27 protein-coding genes are annotated in these 21,296 nt (G+C 64.1%); 22 read left to right on the forward strand and 5 right to left on the reverse strand.

The window, feature by feature from the left end:
• Positions 1 to 194 precede the first annotated feature (194 nt).
• The 4 genes from ACFSGJ_RS15940 (at position 195) to ACFSGJ_RS15955 (ending at position 3,081) form a co-directional block, all read left to right on the forward strand.
• A complete protein-coding gene (locus tag ACFSGJ_RS15940; protein WP_390263976.1) occupies positions 195 to 1,400 on the forward strand; it encodes a flagellin N-terminal helical domain-containing protein in 1,206 nt (401 codons plus the stop codon).
• Positions 1,401 to 1,493: 93 nt separating this feature from the next.
• A complete protein-coding gene (gene flaF / locus ACFSGJ_RS15945) occupies positions 1,494 to 1,871 on the forward strand; it encodes a flagellar biosynthesis regulator FlaF (protein WP_390263979.1) in 378 nt (125 codons plus the stop codon).
• Positions 1,868 to 2,272, forward strand: a complete 405-nt coding sequence (gene flbT, locus ACFSGJ_RS15950; RefSeq protein WP_390263982.1) for a flagellar biosynthesis repressor FlbT — start codon at positions 1,868 to 1,870, stop codon at positions 2,270 to 2,272. Before flaF ends, flbT begins: the two co-directional genes overlap by 4 nt.
• A 59-nt stretch (positions 2,273 to 2,331) precedes the next feature.
• Positions 2,332 to 3,081 (forward strand): DUF1217 domain-containing protein, encoded by a 750-nt coding sequence (locus tag ACFSGJ_RS15955; RefSeq protein ID WP_390263985.1) that lies wholly within the window; start codon positions 2,332 to 2,334, stop codon positions 3,079 to 3,081.
• On the opposite strand, the gene ACFSGJ_RS15960 is transcribed toward ACFSGJ_RS15955, so the two are convergent.
• Positions 3,078 to 4,394 carry a FliI/YscN family ATPase gene (locus tag ACFSGJ_RS15960; RefSeq protein ID WP_390263987.1) on the reverse strand — a complete coding sequence of 439 codons (1,317 nt, stop codon included), beginning with the start codon at positions 4,392 to 4,394 and terminating at the stop codon, positions 3,078 to 3,080. The genes ACFSGJ_RS15955 and ACFSGJ_RS15960 overlap by 4 nt on opposite strands.
• Before the next feature lie 87 nt (positions 4,395 to 4,481).
• Here ACFSGJ_RS15960 and ACFSGJ_RS15965 point away from each other — a divergent pair, with 87 nt between their 5' ends.
• The 9 genes from ACFSGJ_RS15965 to ACFSGJ_RS16005 are packed head-to-tail and all read left to right on the forward strand — an operon-like array spanning position 4,482 to position 8,952.
• Positions 4,482 to 4,859: a FlgB family protein gene (locus ACFSGJ_RS15965; protein WP_390263990.1), complete on the forward strand. Its 378-nt coding sequence runs from the start codon at positions 4,482 to 4,484 to the stop codon at positions 4,857 to 4,859.
• Between the two features lie 2 nt (positions 4,860 to 4,861).
• Positions 4,862 to 5,254: a flagellar basal body rod protein FlgC gene (flgC, locus tag ACFSGJ_RS15970; RefSeq protein ID WP_390263993.1), complete on the forward strand. Its 393-nt coding sequence runs from the start codon at positions 4,862 to 4,864 to the stop codon at positions 5,252 to 5,254.
• 16 nt (positions 5,255 to 5,270) lie between these two features.
• Positions 5,271 to 5,561 (forward strand): flagellar hook-basal body complex protein FliE, encoded by a 291-nt coding sequence (fliE, locus tag ACFSGJ_RS15975; RefSeq protein ID WP_390263996.1) that lies wholly within the window; start codon positions 5,271 to 5,273, stop codon positions 5,559 to 5,561.
• A 10-nt stretch (positions 5,562 to 5,571) separates the two neighbouring features.
• Positions 5,572 to 5,838, forward strand: a complete 267-nt coding sequence (locus ACFSGJ_RS15980) for a flagellar biosynthetic protein FliQ (RefSeq protein ID WP_390263998.1) — start codon at positions 5,572 to 5,574, stop codon at positions 5,836 to 5,838.
• A gap of 10 nt (positions 5,839 to 5,848) precedes the next feature.
• On the forward strand, positions 5,849 to 6,562 hold the full coding sequence (locus ACFSGJ_RS15985; RefSeq protein WP_390264001.1) for a flagellar hook-basal body complex protein: 714 nt from the start codon (positions 5,849 to 5,851) through the stop codon (positions 6,560 to 6,562).
• 11 nt (positions 6,563 to 6,573) lie between these two features.
• Positions 6,574 to 7,359 carry a flagellar basal-body rod protein FlgG gene (flgG, locus tag ACFSGJ_RS15990; RefSeq protein ID WP_390264004.1) on the forward strand — a complete coding sequence of 262 codons (786 nt, stop codon included), beginning with the start codon at positions 6,574 to 6,576 and terminating at the stop codon, positions 7,357 to 7,359.
• Complete coding sequence (gene flgA, locus ACFSGJ_RS15995; protein WP_390264007.1) at positions 7,359 to 7,775, forward strand: flagellar basal body P-ring formation chaperone FlgA; 417 nt, start codon at positions 7,359 to 7,361, stop codon at positions 7,773 to 7,775. The genes flgG and flgA overlap by 1 nt, the downstream gene beginning before the upstream one ends.
• Positions 7,772 to 8,497 carry a flagellar basal body L-ring protein FlgH gene (flgH, locus tag ACFSGJ_RS16000; RefSeq protein WP_390264010.1) on the forward strand — a complete coding sequence of 242 codons (726 nt, stop codon included), beginning with the start codon at positions 7,772 to 7,774 and terminating at the stop codon, positions 8,495 to 8,497. The genes flgA and flgH overlap by 4 nt, the downstream gene beginning before the upstream one ends.
• Positions 8,498 to 8,505: 8 nt before the next feature.
• On the forward strand, positions 8,506 to 8,952 hold the full coding sequence (locus ACFSGJ_RS16005; RefSeq protein WP_390264013.1) for a flagellar basal body-associated FliL family protein: 447 nt from the start codon (positions 8,506 to 8,508) through the stop codon (positions 8,950 to 8,952).
• Between the two features lie 52 nt (positions 8,953 to 9,004).
• Here the strand turns inward: ACFSGJ_RS16005 and ACFSGJ_RS16010 are convergent, their stop codons facing one another.
• Positions 9,005 to 9,352, reverse strand: coding sequence for a hypothetical protein (locus tag ACFSGJ_RS16010; RefSeq protein ID WP_390264016.1), 348 nt, complete (start codon positions 9,350 to 9,352; stop codon positions 9,005 to 9,007).
• Positions 9,353 to 9,448: 96 nt separating this feature from the next.
• Between ACFSGJ_RS16010 and ACFSGJ_RS16015 the strand changes: the two genes are divergently transcribed.
• Genes ACFSGJ_RS16015 through ACFSGJ_RS16030 form a run of 4 tightly spaced genes read left to right on the forward strand, consistent with a single transcriptional unit; the run spans position 9,449 to position 12,907 of the window.
• Positions 9,449 to 10,450, forward strand: a complete 1,002-nt coding sequence (locus tag ACFSGJ_RS16015) for an ABC transporter permease (RefSeq protein WP_390264200.1) — start codon at positions 9,449 to 9,451, stop codon at positions 10,448 to 10,450.
• Entirely contained in the window at positions 10,447 to 11,355 is a 909-nt protein-coding gene (locus ACFSGJ_RS16020; RefSeq protein WP_390264019.1) for an ABC transporter permease, read from the forward strand. The genes ACFSGJ_RS16015 and ACFSGJ_RS16020 overlap by 4 nt, the downstream gene beginning before the upstream one ends.
• Positions 11,352 to 12,185, forward strand: coding sequence for an ABC transporter ATP-binding protein (locus ACFSGJ_RS16025; protein WP_390264022.1), 834 nt, complete (start codon positions 11,352 to 11,354; stop codon positions 12,183 to 12,185). Before ACFSGJ_RS16020 ends, ACFSGJ_RS16025 begins: the two co-directional genes overlap by 4 nt.
• Positions 12,182 to 12,907 (forward strand): ABC transporter ATP-binding protein, encoded by a 726-nt coding sequence (locus ACFSGJ_RS16030; protein ID WP_390264025.1) that lies wholly within the window; start codon positions 12,182 to 12,184, stop codon positions 12,905 to 12,907. Before ACFSGJ_RS16025 ends, ACFSGJ_RS16030 begins: the two co-directional genes overlap by 4 nt.
• A gap of 3 nt (positions 12,908 to 12,910) precedes the next feature.
• Here ACFSGJ_RS16030 and ACFSGJ_RS16035 read toward each other — a convergent pair whose 3' ends face one another.
• From ACFSGJ_RS16035 to ACFSGJ_RS16045, 3 genes are all read right to left on the reverse strand, one after another.
• On the reverse strand, positions 12,911 to 13,270 hold the full coding sequence (locus tag ACFSGJ_RS16035; protein WP_390264027.1) for a ribbon-helix-helix domain-containing protein: 360 nt from the start codon (positions 13,268 to 13,270) through the stop codon (positions 12,911 to 12,913).
• Positions 13,271 to 13,307: 37 nt separating this feature from the next.
• Entirely contained in the window at positions 13,308 to 13,865 is a 558-nt protein-coding gene (locus ACFSGJ_RS16040) for a DJ-1/PfpI family protein (RefSeq protein WP_390264030.1), read from the reverse strand.
• 88 nt (positions 13,866 to 13,953) lie between these two features.
• Positions 13,954 to 15,216 (reverse strand): ROK family transcriptional regulator, encoded by a 1,263-nt coding sequence (locus ACFSGJ_RS16045; protein WP_390264032.1) that lies wholly within the window; start codon positions 15,214 to 15,216, stop codon positions 13,954 to 13,956.
• Between the two features lie 192 nt (positions 15,217 to 15,408).
• Between ACFSGJ_RS16045 and xylF the strand changes: the two genes are divergently transcribed.
• From xylF to xylA, 5 genes are all read left to right on the forward strand, one after another.
• On the forward strand, positions 15,409 to 16,434 hold the full coding sequence (gene xylF / locus ACFSGJ_RS16050; RefSeq protein ID WP_390264035.1) for a D-xylose ABC transporter substrate-binding protein: 1,026 nt from the start codon (positions 15,409 to 15,411) through the stop codon (positions 16,432 to 16,434).
• A 76-nt stretch (positions 16,435 to 16,510) separates the two neighbouring features.
• Positions 16,511 to 17,800, forward strand: coding sequence for a sugar ABC transporter permease (locus tag ACFSGJ_RS16055; RefSeq protein ID WP_390264037.1), 1,290 nt, complete (start codon positions 16,511 to 16,513; stop codon positions 17,798 to 17,800).
• Positions 17,800 to 18,546, forward strand: a complete 747-nt coding sequence (locus tag ACFSGJ_RS16060; protein WP_390264039.1) for an ATP-binding cassette domain-containing protein — start codon at positions 17,800 to 17,802, stop codon at positions 18,544 to 18,546. The genes ACFSGJ_RS16055 and ACFSGJ_RS16060 overlap by 1 nt, the downstream gene beginning before the upstream one ends.
• Complete coding sequence (gene xylB / locus ACFSGJ_RS16065) at positions 18,546 to 19,982, forward strand: xylulokinase (RefSeq protein ID WP_390264042.1); 1,437 nt, start codon at positions 18,546 to 18,548, stop codon at positions 19,980 to 19,982. Before ACFSGJ_RS16060 ends, xylB begins: the two co-directional genes overlap by 1 nt.
• Entirely contained in the window at positions 19,979 to 21,283 is a 1,305-nt protein-coding gene (gene xylA, locus ACFSGJ_RS16070) for a xylose isomerase (RefSeq protein ID WP_390264044.1), read from the forward strand. Before xylB ends, xylA begins: the two co-directional genes overlap by 4 nt.
• Positions 21,284 to 21,296 lie beyond the last annotated feature (13 nt).

Raw genomic sequence — 21,296 nt, forward strand, 5'->3', positions numbered from 1 at the left:
TCGGCGAGCGCATTTAACTCAATTGCGAGCTAACTGGACGTGTGCAGTTAGGCTTCCGTTAGAGGTTGAGCGTAATTCTGGGACAGCACCTTGGGGTGGCGCGGCGAACCGGCCGCACTGGGCAGAAAGTCCTGTTCCGTCGCCGTCTGGCGACACCTCAACCCGGCGCAAAGCGCCAATAGCGGAGATTTCGGATGTCGAGTATTCTGACCAACACGGGTGCCATGGTGGCGCTTCAGACGCTCAAATCGATCAACACCAACCTCAACAAGACCCAGGCCGAAATTTCGACCGGCAAGTCGGTCGGCTCGGCCAAGGACAATGCGGCCACCTGGGCAATCTCCAAGGTCATGGAGTCGGATGTGAGCGGCTTCCAGGGCATTTCCGAAAGCCTTTCGCTGGGTCTCGCCACCGTTGCCGTCGCCCGCCAAGCATCGGAGTCGGTGACCGAGCTTCTGAAAGAGATCAAGCAGAAGATCGTCGGCGCGCAGGGCGAAAACGTTGACCGCGGCAAAATTCAGACGGATATCGCCGGACTTCGCGATCAGATCTCGTCGGTTGTGGAAGCGGCGCAGTTCAACGGCCTGAACCTCGTCAACGGCATCAACACCGAGATGAACATCCTGTCGTCGCTGGATCGCAGCGGGTCGTCGGATGTCAAAGCCGCCCAGATCACCGTCAACGGCCAGAACCTTTCGCTTGGGGAATACGTGGGCAAGGCAGTGTTCAACGGTACGACGGGCGCGTCGACCCAGGGCGACACTGCGGCGTTCTTCCTTGATGCCGGTGACACCGCGGATCTCGTGATCGACCCGGCAGTTGTGTTTGAAGCCGGCGATCGGGTTTCGATCAGCATTGCCGGCAAATCGGTGAGCTATACCGTCCGCGAGCAGGATCTTGCAGCGGGTGCGAGCACGGCTGACCTCGTGGCGGTCGGTCTGAAGCAGGCCATCGACGCGCTCAACATTGCCGATCTTGAAGTGAGCTATGACAGCGGTACGCCGGGGACGCTCTCGCTCACCAACAACACCGCCAACGACATGACGGTGAATGCAAGCTTTCTGAACGCCGGTTCCGGTGCGCTGGGGATGCTGAACACCATCGACGTAACCACGGCCGGTGGTGCGGCGAACGCGCTGACGGAAATCGAAGCCCTGATCCAGACCGGTATCGACGCCTCGGCGGCCTTCGGTTCTGCCGAAAAGCAGCTCGATATCCAGAAGGACTTCGTGTCCAAACTGACGGACGCCCTGCGGACGGGTATCGGCGCCCTCGTCGATGCGGATATGGAAGAGGTTTCGGCCCGCCTTCAGGCACTTCAGGTGCAGCAGCAGCTTGGCATTCAGGCACTGTCGATTGCGAACCAGGCGCCGCAGAGCGTGCTCGCCCTGTTCCGCTGATCTGAGGATCGGGGGCCAATCGCGGCCCCCGACGCCCCCTGACCACCACCAATAATCGTAATGGACCAGCCCAATCCACGGGGAGGATGAAACTTGTACGCCCAGCATCTGGCGAAGACTGCTTATTCAGGACGGGAAACGCCCACACGCACGCTTCGCGGGATTGAATATGACGTGCTTGCCCGGGTGACCCAGGCATTGCGCGGGTCCGGAACGGGCGCGATCACGGATTTTTCGGCTACAGCCGCGGCCCTGCATGAGAACGGGCGCCTCTGGCGGCTCTTTCTGGTGGCGGTGGCCGACCCGCAGAACGGTCTGCCGGCACAGCTTCGCGCCAGCCTGTTCTATCTTGCGGAATTCACCGCGATTCATACGGAACGCGTTCTTGCCGGGCGCGCCACACCCGAGGCACTGGTCGATATAAATACCGCCGTGATGCGCGGCCTCCGCCAAGAGCGTTCGGCGCAATGAGCGGTCTCGTCATAAAGCTCGGCCCGAAAGAGCGTGTGCTGATCAACGGTGCGGTCATCGAAAACGGGGACAAGCGGTCCCGGATTTCGATCCTCACCCCCAAAGCGCATATCCTGAGGCTCCGCGACGCGATCCATCCCGAGGCGGCAACGACCCCTGTGCGGCGGGTGTGCTATGTGGCGCAACTTGTCCTGTCCGGCGATGCCACGCCCGAGGATGCAAGGCCGCAGCTCTTGCGCGGAATCGAGCAACTCAGCCAGGTGTTGACCGATCATGACAGTCGCAGTCAGCTTGCCCTTGCGACGGCCGCGGTTCTGCGGTCCGACCACTATCACGCGCTCAAGGCCCTTCGGGGGCTTTTGCCGAGAGAGGAGCGCCTCCTGGCGACGGATGAACCATGAGCTTTACCCCCTTGATCCCCGTCGGCGGCTTTGCCGGTTGGAGCTTTCTGAACCGGACGATGGATCGCCAGACCGAACTCTTCAATCGTGCCCCGCAGATCGAGCGGGACAAGGCCTATTTCCTTGAAAAGATCGGCAGCATCGATACGGCAGAGGAATTGGTCGGTGATCGCCGGCTGCTTCGCGTGGCCTTGGGGGCCTTCGGTCTGGAGGACGACGTCAACAACACATTCTTCATCAGGAAAGTGCTGGAAGAGGGGACGCTGGACCCGAAATCGCTTGCCAACAGGCTCGCGGACAAACGCTATCAGGAAATGGCGAAGGCGTTCAATTTCGATCTTTCGCCACCCAGCACCAAGATCAGCGACTTTGGCGCAAGGATCGTCGACGCCTATAAATCCCGCAGTTTTGAAGTCGCGGTAGGAGAGCAGGATCAGAACCTGCGCCTTGCCTTGTCGCTGCGTCGTGAACTGGCAAAACTGGCCGAAGGCAGCGCGTCAGAAAACACCAAATGGTTCACCTTGCTCGGTTCGGCCCCCATGCGTGAGGTCGTGCAAACCGCGTTCGGCCTGCCGTCCTCGTTTGGCTCGATTGATCTCGACATCCAGCTTTCGACGCTGAAGGCGAAGGCGCGCAGCATCTTTGGCGATGATTCCGTGAGCCAGTTCCAGGATCCGGACAAGGTTGAACAGCTGATCCAGCGGTTCCTCCTTCGGTCCGAGGTGAACAACCTCGGGACCGGGATGAACAGCGGGTCGATCGCGCTTCAGCTGCTGCAGACATCCGCATCGCGGTTCTCTGCGCGCTAGGGGAGCCTTCCCAGATACCGGCCCAGCCTTTGAAAGCTGTCGCTCACATCGCCGGTTTCCCCCTCGGCAAGGAAAGCATCAAGCTTTGGCCACAGCGCGACGGCGCGGTCGATCTCGGGGTTGGACCCGGCCGTGTAGAGGCCCGCCTGAATCATCATCTCGGCGGCATGATAGATCGAGAGGGTGTGCCGCGCTTCGGATATGAGAGCATTTTCCTCGTCGGTTGCAGCGGCGGGCAGGCTACGTGAAACCGAACGCAGAAGATCAATGGCGGGGTAACGGCCCCGCTCTGCGATCGCGCGATCAAGGACCACATGCCCGTCCAGAACCCCGCGCAGGATATCTGCAACCGGCCCCTCCATGTCGGAGCCGGCCACGAGCACGGTGAAGATCGCCGTTATATCCCCCGCCGTCGCCTCACCCGGTCCGGCCCGTTCCGCCAGAGACATGATCATGTGGGCGACCGAGGGCGGATAGCCCCGCAGTGACGGCGCCTCCCCTGCGGCAAGGGCGACCTCGCGATGGGCTTCCGCAAATCGCGTCACAGAATCCGCCACCAGAAGAACATGCCTGCCGGAATCCCGAAAATGCTCGGCCACGGCTATGGCCGTCCAGGCCGCCTGCCGCCGCAAAAGCGGCGACTGATCGGAGGTCGCGACGACGAGAACCGCCCGCTTCATGCCTTCCGGGCCCAGGACATGCTCCACAAATTCGCGCAGTTCACGCCCGCGCTCACCGATCAGGGCGATCACCACGACATCGGCCGAAACACCTTTCGCGAGCGTGCCGAGCAAGCTCGTTTTTCCCACGCCGGACCCGGCGAAAAGGCCAATCCTCTGACCGCGCACGATCGGCAGCATCGTGTTGAAAACGGCAACGCCGGTGCTCAACCTCGGCCCGAGAGGACGACGCCGGGCCGGGGCCGGGGGCGCTGTTCGCAGAGGGCGCGGCGAAGGCCCCGGCAGCAGCGGTGCATCATCCATGGGGTTCCCCAGCGGATCGACGACGCGGCCCAGCCAGCTGTCGTCCGGCGCAATGGTCAGGGCACCGTCAAGCAAGACCCGATCGCCAATTCGGAAACCATCGAGGGGGCTTTCGGGCAGCACGATGATATTGTCTTGGGTTACCTCGATCACCTCGCCGCCGACGCGGGCCCCGGGGGCGGCCAGAACGGTCACCCTGTCCCCCGCAGCCGCCGACAGGCCGCTGACGCTCAGCACCCCGCGGCCGACGCCCGTCACTCGCCCGAATCTTCGCGCGGCGCGGATCGTTCTGATTTCTGCCACCAGTCCGCCGAAAACCGAATCTCTCATCCATGACCCCTGAGCCGCTGCACTGGATACGGTTTCTAAAGGAATCACTCTTAAAGCTTGGTGTAGGCAACACGAGGCAGAACCCCGATGTTCAGGCAACTCGAACTTTTCAAGATGGCGCACGGGCTCGCGGCCCATGCGGCAAGCCGACAGGGCGTCATTGCCCAAAACGTCGCGCACGCCGACACTCCCGGATATCGCGCGCGGGATATTGCATCATTCTCGGATGTGTGGCGGCAGCAGGGCGGTGGCGGCCTGCGTCAGACCCGCATGTCCCACGATTTCGGTCCGGCCTCCGGCGCGCGCCTGCAGGAGGTTCGCGCCGGTAGCTCCGAGCCGAACGGCAATTCGGTCTCGCTGGAACAGCAGATGATCCACGCGGCAGAGGTGCGGCATCAGCACGATCTCGCGCTTAGCGTCTACCGCACCGCATCGACAGTCCTGCGCAAAAGTCTCGGAAGATAGCGATGTCCGACCTCATTCAAAGCCTCGCCATCTCCTCCTCCGGTATGCAGGCACAGGGGCAGCGGCTGCGCCATCTGTCCGAGAACGTGGCGAATGCGGACACTCCCGGTTATCGACGCAAGACGATCTCTTTCGAACCGGAACAGAGGTTCGGGCGCGACACCGGCCGGGTAGAGGCGGGGCCCGTCCAGCTTAGCCAACGGGATCTGACGCAGATATTTGCGCCGGATCACCCGCTGGCCGACGCGTCGGGCTATTATGCCGGGTCCAACGTCGATCTCATCGTCGAGATCGCGGATTCGCGTGAGGCGCAGCGGAGCTACGAGGCAAATCTGAGGATGTTCGACCAGGCCCGGCAAATGTCGGCCAGCCTGCTCGACCTGTTGAAACGGTAATCAAGGAGAATCCAGAATGGATGCCAAGGCAGTCATTGCGGCGCAGTCATATGTTCAGGCCCGGCCGGCGACGGCCCCCGGGGCCTCGTCCGGCGGGCTTGGCCCCAAATTCGCCGAAGTCGCACGCGATTTTGCGGAAACCCTCTCGCAGGGGGAACAGACAGCGAAATCCGCCCTGCTGGGTGAGGCGGATCCACACGCCCTGGTGCAGGCGCTTGCGGCCACCGAACTCGCGGTCGAAACGGCTGTGACAATCCGCGACAAGGTTGTCGAGGCGTATCAGGAAATCCTGCGGATGCCGGTCTGAGGTCACCCCCGTGCCCGAAGAGATTTTCTACGACATCCTGCGGCAAGGTCTCTGGACGGCGGTCGTCATCTCTGCCCCCATTCTGTCCGTGGCGCTGATTGCCGGCATCGCCGTCGGGCTGTTTCAGGCGCTGACCTCGGTGCAGGAAATGACCCTCACTTTCGTGCCCAAGGCGCTCGCGATGCTCGTCGTCTTCTGGGTCTCGATGAGCTTCATGTCGAAATCGCTCGTTTCGTTTTTCAGCGGTCAGATCATTCCCCTGATCGCCGGCTTTTAGGAAGGCTGTCATGGACAACGCCAGTTACACCACGCTCACGCGGCAGTCCGGGTTGAGGCGCGAGATGGATATCGTCGCGCATAACATCGCCAATGCGAATACGACCGGTTTCCGGCGCGAGGGGATCATCTTCTCGGAATTCCTTCGCGGCCTCGATGGGCAGGAACCGTCGCTCTCGATGGCGACCGTGAATGCACGGCATATCGGCGAGGCGCAGGGCGGCCTCACGGCGACGGGCGGCCCGCTCGATCTTGCGATCGAGGGACCCGGATACTTCGTCGTCCAGACCCCGGACGGTGAGCGGCTGACCCGGGCCGGTCATTTCACCGCGAATGCAGAGGGCGAGGTCGTGAACCAGGATGGCCACCCGCTCCTTGATCTGGGCGGCGGCGCAATTGCCCTTCCGCCCGAGGCCGGGTCGATTGCGGTTGGCGCAGACGGGACGCTCAGCGCCGATGGCGTGGCGGTCGCCCAGGTTGGCGTGGTTCTGCCGGTCGATCCGCTGAGCCTTCAGCGAGAGGCCGGGACGCTTTTGCGTGCCGGTGACGTGGAGCCTGTCGAGCAACCCTCTGTCCTCCAGGGATATCTGGAGGAATCGAATGTCGATGTCATCACGGAAGTGGCGCGGATGATCGAGGTGCAGCGCGCCTATGAGCTGGGCCAGACCTTTCTGGACCGTGAAGACGAACGTATCCGCGCCGTTGTCCAGACGCTCGGGAAATAGAAAGGGAAATCATGCGCGCCTTGCAAATCGCCGCCAGCGGCATGACCGCACAACAGATGCGGGTCGAGGTCATTTCCAACAACCTCGCCAACATGAACACGACAGCCTACAACGCGCGCCGCGCCGAATTCGCCGATCTGCATTATCAGCAGGTCACGCGCCCCGGCACGGTCACATCAACCGAAGGAACGTTGCTTCCGACCGGGGTCCAGATGGGTCTGGGCGTCAGGCCGGCGGCCGTCTCGGTGATGCTGTCCCAAGGGTCCCTTGCCCATACCGGCGGTGATCTTGATATCGCGATCGAGGGGCGCGGCTATCTTGAGGTGGTCTTACCCGACGGGGGCGCGGCCTTCACTCGCGATGGCAGCCTCAAACGCTCGGCCGAGGGGCTGATCGTCACCTCCGACGGCTATGAGGTCGTTCCGGGCATGGTCATTCCCGACGATGCGCGAAGCCTGTCGATCAATGCCGAGGGCGAGGTCTTTGTCTATTTCAATGACAGAGCCGAGGCCGAATTGCTGGGTCGCTTTTCCCTTGCGAGTTTCACGAATGAAAAGGGCCTTGAGGCGATCGGGTCCAACCTATTCCGCGAGACCGAGGCATCGGGGCAGGCCGCCGTCGCGGCGCCGGGGCAGGACGGGTTGGGGACGTTGCGGCAGGGCTATCTGGAGGACAGTTCCGTCGATGCCGTGCGCGAGCTGACAGAACTGATCAAGGCGCAGCGGGGCTATGAGCTCAATGCCAAGGTCATCACGGCGGCCGACCAGATGCTGGCTGCGACGGCACAAGTGCGATGATGATCCGGCTCGCCTTGCTCGGCCTCCTCTTCGCGGCCCCCGCTTTTGCGGACCCGGCGACTGCCGCCCGCAACCTCCGCCCCGGCACGATCCTGTCCGTTCAGGACATAACGCTCGCACCCGGCGCCGGTCCGGAGGTGCTGACAGGCCTCGTCGGGATGGAGACGCGGACGACCATTTATGCCGGCAACCCGGTGCGCGCTGCCGATCTCTCTTCTCCAACACTGGTCGAGCGAAACCAGCTTGTTTCGCTTGTGTATCAGCGCGGGGGCCTCAGCATAACGACCGAAGGGCGGGCCTTGGCGCGGGGTGGCGCGGGCGACGTCATCCGGGTGATGAACCTCGCCTCGCGCACGACGATCACGGGGCAGATAGACCCCTCCGGACAGGTTCTCGCCGTGGGGGGCTTGCAATGACGCGAGCGCTTGTCGTTCTTCTTCTGGTGCTGTCGGCCGGGTGTTCCAGGCTCTCGGAGGTGGGCAAGGCGCCCTCCTTCACCCCGCTCGAGGGCAGTTATCAGCATCACGCGCTTTATTCTGTACCGTTGCCGATGACCCAGGACCGGCAGCGCGCCTCTGACAGTGCGTCGCTCTGGTCTTCGGGGCATCGCTCGCTTCTGGGGGATCGCCGTGCCGGGCAGCGGGGGGATATTCTGACGGTCGTCATCCAGATAGACGACCGGGCAGAGATGACAAACACCTCGGACCGGACGCGGGCGGCGTCGGGAAACATGAGCATCCCGTCGCTCATGGGGATACCGCAGCGCGTGGATCAGCATCTGCCCGAAGGGGCCAGCATGGCCGATGCCGTCGATGCAAGCTCTGCCAGCAGTTATCGTGGCAACGGGTCCATCCGGCGGCGAGAGACGCTCACCCTGCGGATCGCCGCGACGGTGGTGGAACGGCTGGCGAACGGCGTCCTCAGGGTCGAGGGCGCGCAGGAGGTGCGGGTCAACCATGAGCTGCGGGAGCTTGTGGTCTCGGGCTATGTACGCCCCGAAGACATCTCCCGGCAGAACGAGATCACCTATGACAAGATCGCCGGCGCGCGCATTGCCTATGGCGGCCGCGGGCTCATCAGCGATGTGCAGCAGCCGCGCTATGGCCAGCAGATCGCCGATATTCTCCTTCCCTATTGAGGCGCCGCATGACCAGGATTCTGCCAATCATCATCGCCATGCTGGGAATAGTGGCCGGCGCCGGCGCCGGATTTTTTCTGCGACCGGGGCCGGAGCCGCAGGCGGATGTCGCGACAGCCCAGCACTCGCGCCCGACAACCATCATTCCCATGGCCAATCAGTTCGTCATCCCGCTGGTTGAAGGGGGGCGTGTGACCTCCATGGCGGTCCTGTCGATCAGCATCGAGGCGGATGCGGAATCTGCGGCAGAGGTGGAACAACGTCTGCCTCGGCTGCAGGACGCTTTCCTGCAGGTGATGTTCGACCATGCGAATGCGGGGGGGTTTTATGGGAATTTCACGTCCAGCAATACACGCTCGCAGCTTCGCGGCGCGCTGCGCGAACAGGCACAGGCGGTTGCCGGCCCGATTGTGCGCGATGTGCTGATCACCGAGTATCGGCGGCAGGACAGCTGAGCCGCGCAGCATGCAAGAGCATTGGGCCTGGCTGGGCTGATCTGGTCTTGAGTTACGAGACTATGGACGCTGGTTCCGGGGGAGTGACGACGTAGGGCTGGTTGACAGCGCGGGAAGCTATCTGCACCCGGTCCTCGGTGTCCTCGGTGTCCTCGGTGTCCTCGGTGTCCTCGGTGTCCTCGGTGTCCTCGGTGTCCTCGGTGTCCTCGGTGTCCTCGGTGTCCTCGGTGTCCTCGGTGTCCTCGGTGTCCTCGGTGTCCTCGGTGTCCTCGGTGTCCTCGGTGTCCTCGGTGTCCTCGGTGTCCTCGGTGTCCTCGGTGTCCTCGGTGTCCTCGGTGTCCTCGGTGTCCTCGGTGAAGGGCCCCTCCGGCCGCTCAGTATAAAAATTTTGATCAGCCAAAGTTTTTTGATATGGAGGGCAAAACGCAACCGCGACCAAGCTTGAAAGGATAAGGGCATGACGGCAACCGGTTCAGGCGTGCTGCTTTCCCGGGCGATGCCTCTGCTCTGGTTCCTGCTGATCGTTGCCCTGACATTTCTCGGGCTTTTGGCGATCACCTTTGTCATCGGCCGCGTCGTGCCGATCGATCCGGTTCTGGCGGTTGTCGGCGACCGCGCCTCGCGCGAAACATATGAGGCCGCGCGGATCGCAATGGGGCTTGATGACCCGCTGCCCGTTCAGTTCTTTCGCTATGTCGCCGACGTTGCGCAGGGGAATCTCGGTCGTTCGGTCAGCACAGGGCGCCCGGTGGCCGAGGATCTCGCCCGGGTTTTTCCGGCCACGCTTGAAATGGCGACGCTCGGCATCCTGATCGGCGTGGCGGTGGGTGTGCCGATGGGCGTCATGGCTGCGGCGCGACAGGGAAGCTGGACGGACCAGATCATCAGGGTCGTGGCCCTTGCGGGCTATGCCATTCCGGCCTTCTGGCTGGGGCTGGTCGGGCTGGTCATATTTTACGCCCGTCTGCGGCTGGTGGGCGGGCCGGGGCGGATCGACATTTTCATGGACGGGATGGTGCCGGTCCGAACGGGGCTTTTGCTGATTGACAGCCTGATTGCGGGCGACATGCGCGCCTTTCGTTCGGCCTGGTCGCATCTTGTTCTGCCGGCGACGATCCTCGGGTTCTTCAGCCTCGCCTATATCGCGCGGATGACGCGCAGCTTCATGCTGGAACAGTTGAACCAGGAATATATCACGACGGCACGGGTCAAGGGCGCGCCCGAGCGGGTGGTGATCTGGCGCCACGCCTTCCGGCCGATCCGCGTGCAACTGATCACTGTGATCGGGCTGAGCTATGCCGGCCTTCTGGAAGGGTCGGTGATGATCGAGACGGTCTTCTCCTGGCCGGGGATCGGGAACTACCTGACAACGGCCCTTCTCAACGCCGACATGAACGCGGTTCTTGGGGCGACCCTTGTGATCGGCGCCGTCTTCATCACGATCAACAAGGGCTCGGACCTGCTCTATCGTCTGCTGGACCCGAGGGCGCGCGCATGAACGCCCTGTCGCGCAACTGGCTGCTGAGCGAGGAACCCGAAACACGGGCGCAGGCGCGGCTCGGTCAGTTCTACCGGCTCTGCCGTGCTCTATTCCGGAACCCGCTTGCGATGGTCGGGCTTGCGATCATCGCGGGCCTGCTGCTGGTCGCGGCATTTGCACCGCTGATCGCGCCGTTCTCTCCGTTCGAGGGGAGCCTGCAGAACAGGTTGCAGCCTCCCTCGGCCACGCATTGGATGGGGACGGACGAACTGGGGCGCGACATCCTCAGCCGGGTGATCCATGGTGCGCGGATCACGCTGGTGATCGTGCTGCTCGTTGCGGTCATCGCGGCACCGCTGGGCCTGATCATCGGCGCAGTCTCGGGCTATTTCGGCGGCTGGGCGGACAGGTTGCTGATGGGCGTCACCGACATCTTTCTGTCCATGCCGCGGCTGATCCTTGCGCTGGCCTTTGTCGCGGCCCTTGGCCCGGGGATCGAGAATGCAGTGATCGCCATCGCGATTACCGCCTGGCCGGTCTATGCGCGGATCGCGCGGGCCGAGACGCTGACCTTCCGCAATGCCGATTTCATCGCGGCGGCACGGATGCAGGGGGCGGGGCCCGTGCGCATCATCGGCCGCCATGTGCTGCCGCTTTGTCTTTCGTCCTGCATCGTGCGGGTCACGCTCGATATGGCCGGCATCATCCTGACAGCGGCGGGACTCGGGTTTCTGGGGCTCGGCGCGCAACCGCCACTGCCGGAATGGGGCGCGATGATTTCGCGCGGGCGCGCCTTCATCCTGGATCAGTGGTGGGTCGCCACCATGCCCGGCTTTGCGATCGTCGTGGTGAGCCTCGGGTTCTGCCTCTTCGGGGACGGGTTGCGCGACGTGCTCGACCCACGCGGAAAGGCCAAGTCATGACGCTGCTGAAGGTCGAAAACCTCCGCGTCCGCTTTCCCACCGACCATGGGGAGGTCGAGGTCGTCAAGGGCCTCAGCTTTCAGCTGGGGCGCGAAAGGCTTGGCATCGTCGGCGAAAGCGGGTCGGGCAAGTCGATGACCGGGCGCGCCCTTATGGGATTGATCGCGCCGCCCGGAAGGGTGACGGCGGACCGGCTCGAATTCGACGGGACAGACCTGCGGGACCTGCCAGAGAAGCGCTTTCGCAAGTTGCGGGGCGCGCGCATGTCGATGGTGATGCAGGACCCCAAATTCAGCCTGAACCCGGTGATGCGGATCGGCGAACAGATCGGCGAGGCGCTGCAGTTTCATCGCAGCCTCGGCCCCCGTGCCCGTCGCACAGCGGTGCTGGAGGTTCTGGAAGCTGTCCGGATCAATGACCCGGAACGGGTCTATCGCCTTTATCCGCATGAGGTATCGGGCGGCATGGGGCAGCGGGTGATGATCGCCATGATGGTCGTCCTCTCGCCGGACCTGATGATTGCGGACGAACCGACCTCGGCGCTGGATGTTTCGGTCCGGGCGACCGTGCTGGAGATTCTCGACGATCTTGTCCGTCGCCGCGGCATGGGGCTGATCCTGATTTCGCACGACCTGGATATGGTGTCGCGCTGGTGCGACCGGATTCTTGTGATGTATGCGGGCCGGGTGGTCGAGGAATGTGCCGCGGGCCAGCTTCATGCGGCGACGCATCCCTATACGCGCGGGCTTCTCGCCTCGGTCCCGCGGCTGGATGAGGATCGGTCGCGCCTGCCGGTTCTGGATCGCGCAACTCTCGGGACGGGCACATGATCGAGATCGAAAACCTGACCGTCTCGTTCGGGCGCACGGCGGTGGTGCATGACCTGAGCCTTTCTGTCGCGGCGGGGGAAAGTTTTGCGCTGGTCGGCGAAAGCGGCTCGGGGAAGTCCACCATCCTCAAGGCGATTGCGGGGCAGGCGGATGACTGGACGGGCCGCATCGCGATCGGCGGCCAGCCCCTGGCGCGCCGTCGAGACAAGGCTTTCGTGCGGCGCGTGCAGATGGTCTTTCAGGACCCTTATGGCTCGCTCCACCCACGGCGCACGGTGGATGATACCCTGACGGAACCTTTGGCGATCCACGGCATCACCGGTCGCGACGGGCGGGTGCTCGCCATGCTCGACGCCGTGGGTCTGTCGCGGCGCTTTCGCTTTCGCCTGCCGCACCAGATGTCGGGCGGTCAGCGCCAGCGTGTCGCGATTGCCCGTGCCCTGATGCTGGAACCCGAGGTGCTGCTGCTTGATGAGCCGACATCGGCGCTCGATGTTTCCGTGCAGGCGGAGATCCTGAACCTGCTCGCCGACCTGCGGGCCGAGCGGCGCCTGACCTATCTTCTGGTGACCCATGACCTGCCCATCGTGTCGTTTCTCTGCGACCGGCTGGGCGTGCTGCGGGACGGGCGGCTGCAAGAGATCACGCCGACAGAGGCGCTGCGGGCCGGAACGTTGCAAAGCGCCTATGGGCGCGAACTGGTCGCGCGCAGCGGCCACTGACCGTCAGTTCATCCGGGCGCGCCGGTCGGCTTCGCGCGCAAGGATTTCCCGCGCCGGATGTCCCGCAATCGGGACCGAAAGATCCGCGGAGATCTCGCCTGCCGCGATCAGCGCGTGATAACGCGTGCAGCACACCCGCAGGAACGAGGTGAAGTTGCCGAGATCGTGGTCGGCATCCATCGCCTCATGCCAGAGTCGGGTGATAAGCTGCGCGACGGTCATGCCATCGCGCGCCCCGATTTCGGTCAGCGTGTCCCAGAAATGGTTCTCGATCCGGATCGAGGTGGCGACCCCGTCGATGCGCAAGGAATGGGTGCGGCTTTGCCATTGCCGGGCATCGGCCTTGATGAAGAGTTCGCACATCGCGGGGCCTCCCTTTCCCTGTGATGCCAGAATGACGTCAGAGGAGCGCCATGAACTGCTTCAGCCAGGCCGGATGGGCGGGCCAGGCCGGCGCCGTGACCAGATTGCCATCGGTGACCGCCTCTGTCACCGCAATATCGGCGAAGGTCCCGCCCGAGGCCGTGACTTCATAGGCGCAGGCGGGATAGGCGGAACAGGTCCGGCCCTTCAGCACCCCGGCGGCGGCAAGCAGTTGCGCGCCGTGGCAGATTGCGGCGACGGGTTTCCCTGCGTCGAAGAAATGGCGCACCATGGCCAGAACCTCGGGGTTCATCCGCAGGTATTCCGGCGCCCGGCCGCCCGGGACCACCAGCGCGTCATAGCCGGCGGCGTCCACCGCGTCGAAATCCGCGTTCAGCGCGAAATTGTGCCCCGGCTTTTCGGAATAGGTCTGGTCACCCTCAAAGTCATGGATCGCGGTCTTGACCGTGTCGCCCGCCTTCCTGCCGGGGCAGACCGCATCGACGCTGTGGTCGCAGGCCAGCAGTGTCTGGAACGGGACCATGGTTTCATAGTCCTCGGTGAAGTCGCCGGTGATCATCAGGATCTTCGCCATCTCATGCCCTCCCTTGCCGATGGTTGAGGCAGTCTAGGGCAATGCCGGCCGGCGAGGTGTTAACCGGATACTACAGGCGGCAGGCTGTTCAGGCCGCGACCTCCCGCGCCGGGACAAGCAGGCCGTCGCTGACCGCCGAAAGGGCCAGCGCCGCCGCACCATGCGCCCAGAGAAGATCGCCCCAGGCGTGGATGCGGATCGGCGGCGGCGGGCGGCCCGAGCTGAGCGCGAGCGCCTCCATCTCGGCCAGCGTGTCGGCAGCGTATAGGTAATCGTATCGCATCCGGTCGCCCGAAAGAAAGATCAGCGCCGGATCGAACAGGTTCACCACATTCGCAAGACCCACCGCGAGGTAGCGCCCCGCCCGCCGGAAGATCGAGCGTGCCGCCTGATTGCCGGCCTTGGCGTGGTCATAAAGGCTCTCCAGCACGACCGGCACGGGTTGCCCGTCCTTGTGCACCCAGTTGAGCGCGGTCGTCGCCTCTCGTACAAGGGCGTAGTCGGCCACATAAGCCTCAAGGCAGCCACGCTGTCCGCAGCGGCAAAGGGCACCGTCAAGCTGGACCTTGGTGTGGCCGAGCTCAAGGCCGAGCCCCTGACCCCCGCGATAGATGCGGTGGTTGATTACCAGGCCCATTCCCACGCCATGCTCGATCGTCACCACGGCGAAATCCGAAAGGTTGCGCCCGGCCCCGAACCAGAGCTCGGCCAGCGTCACGAGGTTTGCGTCATTGTCCACATGGACCGGCAGGCCCAGCCGCGCCGAGGCGAGCCGGGCGAGGTCGGTGTTCCGGTCGCGCATCACGGGCGACCAGAGAACCGTGCCGCTGGCGCTGTCCACGAACCCCGGCACGCCAAGCCCCACCGCAGACAGATCCTGACGCGACACGCCCGCCTTGGCGCAGACGCGGTCCAGCAGATGCGCGGCGGCCAGCAGGATTTCCTGCAGATCAAGGAGCCCCGGGCGCCGGGGAATGATGTCGTCGGCGACAAGGTTTCCGGCGAAATCCACGATCACGGCCGTATGTTCGCGATCCGAAAGCTTCATGCCCGCAACCAGATGCGCCGCGGGGTTGACCCCCAGCAGAACCGCGGGCCGGCCCCGGCCGCCGTCGCCATCCCTGATCCCCGAGACCTCGTGGATCAGGCCCCGTTCGATCAGTTCCGAAGTGATGGTCGTGACAGAGGCGGGGCTGACCCCCAACTCCTTGGCCACCTGAACGCGCGCGATCTGGCCTGCGGCGCGCACCCGGTCGAACACCTGCTGCCGCAGGGGGCGCTGCGTTTCGGCCAATGGCGGGATCAGCGGGCCACAGCCCGCCTTCCCGGGCGCGTCATCGCGACCGTACATTAATTCACCCCCCAAATCAAAACCTGTGAAGTGCCGGCCGGTCATGGCTGCCTTTGCCGCCATAAGACGCCGCCGGGCGCCTCATCCTCCATCACTGTCAAAATTGCGCAGCATTTATATTTTGACAACTAAAATTATTAACGCCATCTTCACAGAGTTTCGGCGAATCCGCCAAACCGTAGGGAGGTCTACATGCACAAGACAGTTCTGGCCGCCGTGCTTGCCACGGTGGGCTTTTCCGCAGCAGCATATGCGCAGGATATCACGGTCGGCGTAAGCTGGTCGAACTTTCAGGAAGAGCGGTGGAAAACCGACGAAGCGGCCATCGTTGCCGCGCTGGAGGCTGCGGGCGCACGCTATGTTTCCACCGACGCGCAGTCGTCGTCTTCCAAACAGCTTTCGGATGTCGAAAGCCTGATCGCACAGGGCGTCAACGCGCTGATCATCCTCGCGCAGGACAGCCAGGCCATCGGGCCGGCCGTGCAGGCCGCGGCCGACGAAGGCATCCCGGTCGTGGGCTATGACCGTCTGATCGAGGATCCGCGCGCCTTTTACCTGACCTTCGACAACGTCGAGGTCGGCCGGATGCAGGCGCGTGCCGTTCTCGAACAGGCGCCCGAAGGCAACTATGTGATGATCAAGGGCTCGCCCACCGACCCGAACGCGGATTTCCTGCGCGGCGGCCAGCAGGAAGTGCTGCAAGAGGCGATCGACGCCGGCCAGATCACCATCGTCGGCGAAGCCTATACCGACGCCTGGCTTCCGGCCAACGCGCAGCGCAACATGGAACAGATCCTGACCGCACAGGACAACAACGTTGACGCGGTCGTGGCCTCGAACGACGGCACGGCTGGCGGCGTGGTCGCGGCCCTGACGGCACAGGGGATGCAGGGCATCCCTGTTTCCGGACAGGATGGCGACCATGCGGCGCTGAACCGGATCGCGCTGGGCACCCAGACCGTTTCGGTGTGGAAAGACGCACGTGAACTGGGTCGCAACGCGGCCGAGATCGCGGTGGCCATGGCGAACGGCACGGAAATGGCCGATGTCGAAGGCGCACAGACCTGGACCTCGCCCTCGGGGACGGAACTGACGGCGCTCTTCCTGTCGCCGATCCCGATCACCGCTGACAACCTCAGCACCGTCGTCGACGCGGGCTGGATCACGCAAGAGGCGCTCTGCCAGGGCGTCTCCGCCGGCCCGGCCCCCTGCAACTGACACCAAGCGGCGCCCCTTTCACGGGGCGCCCCCTTTTCGGCCGCTTCATGCGGCTGCTCTGCCACAGGATAAGCCCATGACTGACGCGGCCCATGTCCCCGTCCAACGACGGAGCCTGATCGACACGCTGGAAATCGACACCCGCCTTCTGGGGATGATCGGTGCCTTCATCGTGCTCTGCATCGGCTTTCACCTGATCACGGACGGGCGCTTTCTGACCCCGAGAAACATCTTCAACCTGACGATCCAGACGGTGTCCGTCGCGATCATGGCGACCGGCATGGTGTTCGTCATCGTCACACGCCACATCGACCTGTCGGTCGGCGCATTGCTTGCGACTTGTTCGGCCATCATGGCGATGACGCAGACGGTGTTTCTGCCGCAGGTGATGGGGATCGGGCTCAACACGGGCATGAACGCCCCCCTGGCGATCGCGGTCGGCCTGGTCGCGGGCACCGCCATCGGCGCCTTTCACGGCTGGCTGGTGGGCTATCTGACGATTCCGGCCTTCATCGTGACGCTGGGCGGGCTTCTGGTCTGGCGCAACGTGGCCTGGTATCTGACCAGCGGCCAGACCATCGGTCCGCTCGACAGCACCTTCATGCTCTTTGGCGGTGCGAACGGCACGATCGGCGAGACCGCCTCATGGGTCGTCGGCGTGCTCGCCGTTATCGCCGCGCTCTATGCCCAATGGATGGCGCGCCGCGGCAAGATGAGTCATGGATTCGTCGTCAAGCCGCTCTGGGCCGAGGCCGCCATGGCCGCCGTCATCGCCGGGGCGATCCTGGGTTTTGTCGCGACGCTGAACGCCTATGCCGTTCCGGCAGCCCGTCTGCGTCGTATCTTCGAGATGCGCGGCGAGGTCATGCCCGAGGGCTATACCGAAGGTTACGGCCTGCCGATCTCGGTACTGGTGCTGCTGGCCGTCGCCATCGTCATGACGCTGGTCGCGCGGCGCACCCGTCTGGGCCGCTACATCTTTGCCACCGGCGGCAACCCCGAGGCGGCAGAGCTTTCGGGGATCAACACCCGTCTTCTGACGGTCAAGGTCTTCGCGATCATGGGGGCGCTTTGCGCGCTGTCCGCGGTCGTCGCCTCGGCCCGGGCGGCCAACCACGCGAACGATATCGGCACGCTGGACGAATTGCGCGTGATCGCCGCCGCCGTCATCGGGGGCACGGCCCTTTCGGGCGGGATCGGCACGATCTATGGCGCGATCCTGGGGGCTCTGATCATGCAGTCCCTGCAGTCGGGCATGGCGATGGTGGGCGTTGATGCACCGTTCCAGAACATCGTCGTCGGATCGGTTCTGGTGCTCGCCGTCTTCATCGACATTGTTTATCGCAAGCGCACGGGAGCGAACTGATGACACCTCTTGTCGAAATGCGCGACATCTCCATCGCCTTTGGCGGTATCAAGGCGGTGGATCATGTGTCGGTCGATCTCTATCCCGGCGAAGTCGTGGGCCTGCTGGGCCATAACGGCGCCGGCAAGTCCACGTTGATCAAGATCCTGTCGGGGGCCTATCAGGCCGATAGCGGCGAGATCCTGATCAATGGCGAAAAGGCCGATATCCGCAACCCGCGGGATGCCCGCAGCTACAATATCGAAACGATCTACCAGACGCTGGCGCTGGCAGACAATCTCGACGCGGCCTCGAACCTCTTTCTGGGCCGGGAACTGACGACGCCCCTGGGTTTCGTGGACGATTCCCGGATGGAGGCCGAGACGCGCAAGATCCTTGGCCGGCTCAACCCGAACTTCCGCAAATTCGCGGTGCCGGTGAAGGCGCTGTCGGGTGGGCAGCGGCAATCGGTGGCCATCGCGCGCGCGGTCTATTTCAATGCCCGCATCCTGATCATGGACGAGCCGACGGCCGCGCTCGGCCCGCAGGAAACCAAGATGGTGGGCGAACTGATCGACGAGCTGAAGCGTCAGGGTCTCGGGATCTTCCTGATCAGCCACGACATTCACGACGTGATGCATCTTTGCGACCGCGTGACGGTGATGAAGAACGGCAAGCTGGTCGGAACGGAACGGGTCGAGGATGTGACCGAGGATGATATCCTCGGCATGATCATCCTGGGCAAGAACCCTGCAAAGGCCGCATGATGTTCATCGGACTTGATCTGGGCACCTCCGGGCTCAAGGGGGTTCTGATTGACGCATCGCAGACGGTGGTGGCCGAGGCGACCGCGCCCCTGACTGTCAGCCGCCCGGCCGATGGCTGGTCGGAACAAAGCCCCGCCGACTGGATCGCCGCTGCCGAAGCCGTGTTCGACGCGCTTGCCCCAAAGGGGCTGTCGGCGGTGCAGGGCATCGGCCTTTCGGGCCAGATGCATGGGGCGACCCTGCTGGATGCGGCGGATGAGGTCTTGCGGCCCTGCATCCTCTGGAACGACACGCGCGCCCATGCAGAGGCCGCGGCGATGGACGGCAATCCGATGTTCCGCCGGATCACCGGCAACATCGTTTTCCCCGGCTTTACCGCGCCCAAGCTGCTTTGGGTCCAGAAGAATGAACCTCAGCTCTTTGACCGGGTGGCCAAGGTTCTTCTGCCCAAGGATTTTCTGCGGCTCTGGCTGACCGGGGAACATGTCGCGGAAATGTCCGATGCCGCGGGCACAAGCTGGCTTGCCACGGCGGACCGCGACTGGTCGCCGGACCTGCTGGAGGCGACGGGCCTTTCGACGGGCCACATGCCGCGCCTTGTCGAAGGGTCCGAGGTTTCGGGGCAGTTGCGCGACGCGCTGGCGGATCGCTGGGGTCTGCCAAGGGGCGTCGTCGTTGCGGGCGGGGGCGGGGACAATGCCGCCTCGGCCATCGGTGCCGGGGTGGTGCGGGCCGGGCAGGCTTTCGTCTCGCTCGGCACCTCGGGTGTGCTCTTTGCGGCCAATGACGGCTATGCGCCGAATGCGGCGACGGCGGTGCATACGTTCTGTCACGCGCTTCCGGACACATGGCACCAGATGGGTGTGATCCTTGCGGCGACCGACGCACTGAACTGGTTTTCCCGGCTCAGCGGTGAAACGCCGGCACAGCTTACGGCGGGGCTCGGCGATCTGCAGGCCCCCGGCAAGGCGCTCTTCCTGCCCTATCTGGGAGGAGAGCGGACGCCGCTCAACGATGCGGCGATACGGGGCGCGTTCATCGGCCTTGAACATGCAACCGATCGCGCGGCGGCTGCCCGGGCGGTGCTGGAGGGCGTGGCATTCGCCCTGCGCGACTGCCGCGATGCGCTGGCCGCGACCGGCACCACGATCGAGACCCTGCTGGCGGTCGGCGGCGGCAGCCGTTCCGAATACTGGCTGAAGGTCATCGCGACCGCGCTCGGCACACCCGTTTCGCTGCCGGTGGCGGGCGATTTCGGTGGCGCCTTTGGCGCGGCGCGCCTTGCGATGATGGCCGCGACCGGCGCCGGGACGGAGATCGCCACCCCGCCCGAGGCCGCACGGGTAATCGAGCCCGATCAGACACTTACCGAGGCTTTCGATGCCGCGCATGACCGCTACCGTGCCGCGCAATCTGCAATCAAGGGACTGACATGACCGACTTCTTCAAGGATATTCCCGCCCTCCGTTATGAAGGCGCCGACAGCGCGAACGACTTTGCGTTCCGGCACTACAACCCGGACGAAGTGGTGATGGGCAAGCGGCTGGAGGATCACCTGCGCTTTGCGGTGGCCTATTGGCACAGCTTTGCCTGGCCGGGGACGGACCCGTTCGGCGGCCAGACCTTTGACCGCCCCTGGTTCGGGGATGCGATCGATCTGGCCAAGCTGAAGGCCGATGTCGCCTTCGAGATGTTCGAGATCCTGAACGCGCCCTATTTCTGTTTCCACGACGCGGATATCCGCCCCGAAGGTGCGGATTTCGCCGAGAACACGCGCAACCTGGAAATCATCGTCGACTACCTTGGCGAAAAGATGCAAGTCTCGCGGACGAAACTGCTTTGGGGCACGGCGAACCTCTTTTCGCACCGGCGCTACATGGCGGGCGCGGCCACGAACCCCGATCCGGATGTCTTTGCCTTCGGTGCGGCGACGGTCAAGACCTGCATGGACGCCACGCTCAAGCTGGGCGGCGAGAACTATGTGCTTTGGGGCGGGCGCGAGGGGTATGAGACCCTGATCAACACCGATCTGGGGCGCGAAGCCGACCAGATGGCGCGTTTCCTGTCGATGGTGATCGACTACAAGCACAAGATCGGCTTCAAGGGCGCGATCCTGATCGAGCCAAAGCCGCAGGAGCCGTCGAAGCACCAGTATGACTATGACGTGGCGACGGTCTACGGTTTCCTGCGCCGCTACGGGCTTGAGAACGAGGTGAAGGTCAATATCGAGCAGGGCCACGCCATCCTTGCCGGCCATTCCTTCGAGCATGAGATCGCGACCGCTGCGAGCCTCGGCATCTTTGGGTCGATCGACATGAACCGGAACGACTACCAGTCCGGGTGGGATACCGACCAGTTCCCGAACAACGTCCCCGAAGTTGCGCTGGCCTATTACGAGATCCTCAAGGCCGGCGGGTTCACCACGGGCGGCACCAACTTCGACGCGAAGATCCGGCGCCAGTCGATCGAGCCTGCGGACCTGATCCTTGCCCATGCGGGCGCGATGGACATCTGCGCGCGGGGGCTCAAGGCTGCGGCGGCGATGCTGGAAGACGGCACGCTGGAGGCCAAGCGCCGCGAACGCTATGCCGGTTGGGACGCCCCTGCCGCCAAGGCGATGCTGACCGACGCCACGCTTGAAAGCATCACCGAGCGGGTCCTGTCCGAGGGCATCAACCCGACGCCCCGGTCCGGGCGGCAAGAGGCGCTCGAAAACCTCATCAACCGCTTCGTGTGATCCGAACATCTGC

The organism is Halodurantibacterium flavum (genome assembly GCF_042681825.1).
GTDB classification, from domain to species: domain Bacteria; phylum Pseudomonadota; class Alphaproteobacteria; order Rhodobacterales; family Rhodobacteraceae; genus Halodurantibacterium; species Halodurantibacterium flavum.

What these genes read in the sequence shown, in the direction of transcription:
- ACFSGJ_RS15940 (WP_390263976.1), top strand. Translation starts at nt 195, where the DNA reads ATGTCGAGTATTCTGACCAACACGGGTGCCATGGTGGCGCTTCAGACG.
- flbT (WP_390263982.1), top strand. Translation starts at nt 1,868, where the DNA reads ATGAGCGGTCTCGTCATAAAGCTCGGCCCGAAAGAGCGTGTGCTGATC.
- ACFSGJ_RS15955 (WP_390263985.1), top strand. Translation starts at nt 2,332, where the DNA reads ATGGATCGCCAGACCGAACTCTTCAATCGTGCCCCGCAGATCGAGCGG.
- ACFSGJ_RS15960 (WP_390263987.1), bottom strand. Translation starts at nt 4,394, where the DNA reads ATGAGAGATTCGGTTTTCGGCGGACTGGTGGCAGAAATCAGAACGATC.
- ACFSGJ_RS15965 (WP_390263990.1), top strand. Translation starts at nt 4,482, where the DNA reads ATGTTCAGGCAACTCGAACTTTTCAAGATGGCGCACGGGCTCGCGGCC.
- flgC (WP_390263993.1), top strand. Translation starts at nt 4,862, where the DNA reads ATGTCCGACCTCATTCAAAGCCTCGCCATCTCCTCCTCCGGTATGCAG.
- fliE (WP_390263996.1), top strand. Translation starts at nt 5,271, where the DNA reads ATGGATGCCAAGGCAGTCATTGCGGCGCAGTCATATGTTCAGGCCCGG.
- ACFSGJ_RS15985 (WP_390264001.1), top strand. Translation starts at nt 5,849, where the DNA reads ATGGACAACGCCAGTTACACCACGCTCACGCGGCAGTCCGGGTTGAGG.
- flgG (WP_390264004.1), top strand. Translation starts at nt 6,574, where the DNA reads ATGCGCGCCTTGCAAATCGCCGCCAGCGGCATGACCGCACAACAGATG.
- flgA (WP_390264007.1), top strand. Translation starts at nt 7,359, where the DNA reads ATGATCCGGCTCGCCTTGCTCGGCCTCCTCTTCGCGGCCCCCGCTTTT.
- flgH (WP_390264010.1), top strand. Translation starts at nt 7,772, where the DNA reads ATGACGCGAGCGCTTGTCGTTCTTCTTCTGGTGCTGTCGGCCGGGTGT.
- ACFSGJ_RS16005 (WP_390264013.1), top strand. Translation starts at nt 8,506, where the DNA reads ATGACCAGGATTCTGCCAATCATCATCGCCATGCTGGGAATAGTGGCC.
- ACFSGJ_RS16015 (WP_390264200.1), top strand. Translation starts at nt 9,449, where the DNA reads ATGCCTCTGCTCTGGTTCCTGCTGATCGTTGCCCTGACATTTCTCGGG.
- ACFSGJ_RS16020 (WP_390264019.1), top strand. Translation starts at nt 10,447, where the DNA reads ATGAACGCCCTGTCGCGCAACTGGCTGCTGAGCGAGGAACCCGAAACA.
- ACFSGJ_RS16025 (WP_390264022.1), top strand. Translation starts at nt 11,352, where the DNA reads ATGACGCTGCTGAAGGTCGAAAACCTCCGCGTCCGCTTTCCCACCGAC.
- ACFSGJ_RS16030 (WP_390264025.1), top strand. Translation starts at nt 12,182, where the DNA reads ATGATCGAGATCGAAAACCTGACCGTCTCGTTCGGGCGCACGGCGGTG.
- ACFSGJ_RS16035 (WP_390264027.1), bottom strand. Translation starts at nt 13,270, where the DNA reads ATGTGCGAACTCTTCATCAAGGCCGATGCCCGGCAATGGCAAAGCCGC.
- ACFSGJ_RS16040 (WP_390264030.1), bottom strand. Translation starts at nt 13,865, where the DNA reads ATGGCGAAGATCCTGATGATCACCGGCGACTTCACCGAGGACTATGAA.
- ACFSGJ_RS16045 (WP_390264032.1), bottom strand. Translation starts at nt 15,216, where the DNA reads ATGTACGGTCGCGATGACGCGCCCGGGAAGGCGGGCTGTGGCCCGCTG.
- xylF (WP_390264035.1), top strand. Translation starts at nt 15,409, where the DNA reads ATGCACAAGACAGTTCTGGCCGCCGTGCTTGCCACGGTGGGCTTTTCC.
- ACFSGJ_RS16055 (WP_390264037.1), top strand. Translation starts at nt 16,511, where the DNA reads ATGACTGACGCGGCCCATGTCCCCGTCCAACGACGGAGCCTGATCGAC.
- ACFSGJ_RS16060 (WP_390264039.1), top strand. Translation starts at nt 17,800, where the DNA reads ATGACACCTCTTGTCGAAATGCGCGACATCTCCATCGCCTTTGGCGGT.
- xylB (WP_390264042.1), top strand. Translation starts at nt 18,546, where the DNA reads ATGTTCATCGGACTTGATCTGGGCACCTCCGGGCTCAAGGGGGTTCTG.
- xylA (WP_390264044.1), top strand. Translation starts at nt 19,979, where the DNA reads ATGACCGACTTCTTCAAGGATATTCCCGCCCTCCGTTATGAAGGCGCC.